Here is a 3,685-nt window from a genome sequence, read left to right as displayed (position 1 = left end):
CGACCCTCGATCACCGCCTGTCCAACGCACTGATCGAGTCGACCAACACCAAGATCCGACTGCTGACACGCCTCGCGTTCGGATTCAAACACCCCGACGCCCTGATCTCCCTCGCGCTCCTCGCCCTCGGCGGCTACCGCCCCGAACTACCCGACCGCACCCACACATAAATCAACAGAGCCCTATTTCTTCCCGGCCGGCTCCATCGGGCGGCGGGCGAAGGCCGGGGCGTGCTCGGGACGGAAACCCAGGCCCAGTAGGCGCGCGGGGATGTAGGCGAGCTTGGGGAAGCGCGCGAAGAGAGCGATGAGCTGGGGCGGCGGGCCATCGCGGCGCCCGGCCATGACGGGGCGCATCACCGCGCGGTGGAGGAGCCGTTGCAGGGTCTGGACGGCGATCGTCGGGGTTAGGCGGCGGGTGCGGACCTTCGCGAGGTCGTCCTGCGAGGCGCGGCCGCGGAGGAGGGGGTCGGCCAGGAGGGTCGCGGCGGCGACCGCGTCCTGGACGGCGAGGTTGATGCCGACGCCGCCGACGGGCGACATCGCGTGGGCCGCGTCACCGATGCAGAGGAGGCCGTCGGCGTGCCAGCGGTGCAGGCGGTTGAGGCGGACGTCGAGGAACTTGACGTCGTCCATTGTCTCCAGCTCGTGGACGCGGTCGGCGAACTCGGGGCAGACCTCGACGACGTTGCGGCGGAAGGCCTCGATGCCGGCGGCGCGCAGGTCCTCGCCCTTCGGTGCGAGGTAGGCGATCTGGTAGTAGCCGTTGCGGGGCAGCGGCACCGCGAACCGTCGACGGTTCATGCGCGGCATGAGCATCGAGCCGACTTCGTCTTCGTGGCGGGAAAGGCGGAACCACCAGACGTCGAAGGGGCAGTCGAACTCCCGCGGCTTCAAGCCGGCCGCGCGGCGCGCGAGCGACCAGCGACCGTCGGCGGCGATGACGAGGTCGGACTCCAGCTCGCCTTCGGTGCCGTCGGCCGTGCGGTAGCGCACGCCCGTGACACGGCCGCGCGAGCGGAGCAAGCCGGTCATCTCCGTCTCGAGGCGGAGGGTGAACGTCGGTTCCTTCTGAGCCGATTCGGCGAGCAGGTTGAGCAGATCCCACTGCGGGACCATCGCGATGTAGGGATGTGGAACGTTCAACAGCGACAGGTCGGCGAGCTTCATGAGGCCGCCGTCCTGGGTGGGGAAGCCGGCTTCCCTCAACTCGCTGTGCGGGATCGCGGCGAATTTCTCGCCGAGGCCGAGCTCGTCGAGCAGGGTGAGGGTGGAGGGGTGGACCGTGTCGCCGCGGAAGTCGCGCAGGAAATCGGCGTGCTTCTCCAGCACGGTCACCTCGACCCCCGCCCTCGCCAGGATCAAGCCGGCGACCATGCCCGCAGGTCCGCCGCCCACGACCACGCAACGCGTGTGCTCGGTCATCTGACTCAACTCCCTCTTTTCATCACTCGTTGAATAACTTCAGAATGCACCCGCGACCGCTCCCGCGTCAAGTGGTCGTTGCGTCACGTCGCTGACTGTCCACAACGGACTCGTGCGTGCGAGGGGCGGTATTTACGCGCACGGTTTCGTCGCAAGGCGCCGCTTGAACCGTTTCACTGGCATCGCACGAATCGGTTCACTCACCCGGTTGGCCGGATTCCCGCGTCGTAACCGGATCAACACTTTCCTCGGACTGGGAGTAGACGCGGCGCGCCGGATCAGCGGAGCGGTAATCACCTTTTTGGCCGCGTTGCGAACGCGGCGAGTGCCCTAGCCTCACTGGGTGGATTTCGCTGTGGCACCCCCGACCCCTTCGCGAAGTGCCCCTCCGGCACCTGTCGGATCCGAACCGTGGGCGCCTCCGGAACTGCGTCTGGTCTGCCTCGACATCGATGACACGTTGATCGACTGCACTGCCGCGATCCGCGTCAGCCTCCGCGCCCTCACCGGCCGCAGTGATCTCTGGCCGTTGTGGGACTTGATCACCGAGGAGCACGTGGCGCTGGTCGTCGCCGGAAAACTCGGCTACGACGTGATGCACCACCGTCGCACCGAATGCTTCCTCGCCGAGCTCGGCATCTCCGCGGATTCCGCGCAGGTGACCGCGTTCGAGGCGCGTCGGCGCGACATTCTCGCCACGTCGTGGCAACTGTTCGACGACGTCCTGCCGTGCCTCGAGTGGCTGCGCGCGGCGGGCCTGTTGCTCGCGGCCGTGACGAACGCCTCGGGCGCGCACCAGCGCCGCAAGATCGCGGACCTCGGGCTGGCGCCGTTCTTCGACCACGTGGCCATCGCCGGCGAACTCGGCGTTGCCAAGCCTGACCCTGTGATGTTCCACTCGGTGTGCCTGGGCCTGGGGTGCGACCCGGCGCAGACCGTGCACGTCGGCGACAAGCTCGACACCGACGCGATCGGCGCGCACGACGCCGGCCTCGGCGCCGTCTGGCTCGACCGCGACGGGACCGGTCGTACCGGCGAACGCGCACCCGCCGGCGTACACACGGTCACAACCCTCGACGAGCTGCCTGAGCTGCTGGTTTCCGAGTACGCGACCGTCGGCGTCCCCGTCCTGCGCGCGGCGGGCACCCCCGCTGCGCAGCTGCGCGGCAGCGTGCTCTAGTATTTCTCTCCGTGCGGTGCTGAACCGGCCGAGCCGGGAAAGTGTCTCACTGGGGTATGGTGTAATTGGCAGCACGACTGGTTCTGGTCCAGTTAGTCTAGGTTCGAGTCCTGGTACCCCAGCTGCGGAGAGTGACCCCCTTGCAGGGCGAGAAATCGCCTCTGGTAAGTTCTCTCCAGCAAGAAAAACAGAATAGCTCCCCGGAAACGGGGAAAGATCCTAAGCCCCCGTCGTCTAGCGGCCTAGGACGCCGGCCTCTCACGCCGGTAGCGTGGGTTCGAATCCCATCGGGGGTACAGATAGTCGCCACCCAGGTTTCGCAGTTGCGGACCTGGGTTTTTGGCATTTCTGGGGTTGGATGATATCGGGGGTTCAGCAGGGGTCGCTGGCCTGTGTTGGTGGGCGTCTACACGGGACTGTTCATTGCGGCGGGGGTGGCGGCTCGGGTCTTTGGCTCGGAGGGCTGTCGGGGCGGGCAGTGGGGTGTTGCTCGTGTACGCGGTGGTTCGTGTGGTCGGGCTACGCATGCCGTGCATGGCCGCAGGAGCTAGTTCTCGGTTGGGACGCGGTGACTGACCTGGCGAGCGGGCGGGTGGCCGGAGCATCAGGTTCTTGAAACGGGCGCGGCGGGCTTTGGGGCCGCCGTGTTTTGGTGAGGGGCACTGGTCTGTTTGCGCCAGAGCCAGAGCAGAGCCAGGCCCTGAAACTGTGGCTGCTCGACTGGAGGGCGTGCTGGTCGGCCCGAGCGTGGGTTTCCGTTCGCTGGTCAGCCGGAGGGGCGTGAGTGCGGCCGGAGTGCGGGGTTGGTTGGGGGCTGATCGCTGGAGCTGGGGGCGTTCTGGCGCCTGTGGGACGGGTAGTGGGTGATGAGGGCGCCTGCTCGGTGCGGCGATGATCTCAGGCGAGTGCAGGACCTTCACAGCAGAGGTGGTGGCGGCCCGGTTCTTGCCGCGTGGGAATGGAGGGCGCACTGCGCGGACGGGTGGTGTCAACGCTTCGGGAACCTTGACCCCGGGTGGTCTCGGGAAAATTGACCCCGTGCGCGGTGTTGTCGTCTAGTTCTGGTCGGTGTTCTGCTGCT

2 protein-coding genes, 2 tRNA genes and 1 pseudogene are annotated in these 3,685 nt (G+C 67.4%); 4 read left to right on the top strand and 1 reads right to left on the bottom strand.

What is annotated here, in order from left to right:
• On the top strand, positions 1-170 hold a 170-nt coding region (locus tag AB0F91_RS46920), incomplete at its 5' end, for a transposase (RefSeq protein WP_360608976.1).
• Between the two features lie 12 nt (positions 171-182).
• Here the strand turns inward: AB0F91_RS46920 and AB0F91_RS46915 are convergent.
• A pseudogene (locus AB0F91_RS46915) lies at positions 183-1,442 on the bottom strand (FAD-dependent oxidoreductase); the annotation flags it as partial.
• Between the two features lie 325 nt (positions 1,443-1,767).
• Here AB0F91_RS46915 and AB0F91_RS46910 point away from each other — a divergent pair.
• From AB0F91_RS46910 to AB0F91_RS46900, 3 genes are all read left to right on the top strand, one after another.
• Positions 1,768-2,604 carry an HAD family hydrolase gene (locus tag AB0F91_RS46910; protein ID WP_360608974.1) on the top strand — a complete coding sequence of 279 codons (837 nt, stop codon included), beginning with the start codon at positions 1,768-1,770 and terminating at the stop codon, positions 2,602-2,604.
• A 50-nt stretch (positions 2,605-2,654) separates the two neighbouring features.
• Positions 2,655-2,726, top strand: a tRNA-Gln gene (locus tag AB0F91_RS46905).
• Positions 2,727-2,827: 101 nt separating this feature from the next.
• Positions 2,828-2,900: transfer RNA gene (locus tag AB0F91_RS46900), tRNA-Glu, on the top strand.
• The last annotated feature ends 785 nt before the right edge of the window (positions 2,901-3,685 follow it).

The sequence above is a fragment of the Amycolatopsis sp. NPDC023774 genome (genome assembly GCF_040639695.1).
In the GTDB taxonomy this organism is placed as follows: Bacteria; Actinomycetota; Actinomycetes; order Mycobacteriales; family Pseudonocardiaceae; genus Amycolatopsis.
Note: the sequence above shows the minus strand (reverse complement) of the source record. Positions and strands in the feature narration are given on the sequence as shown.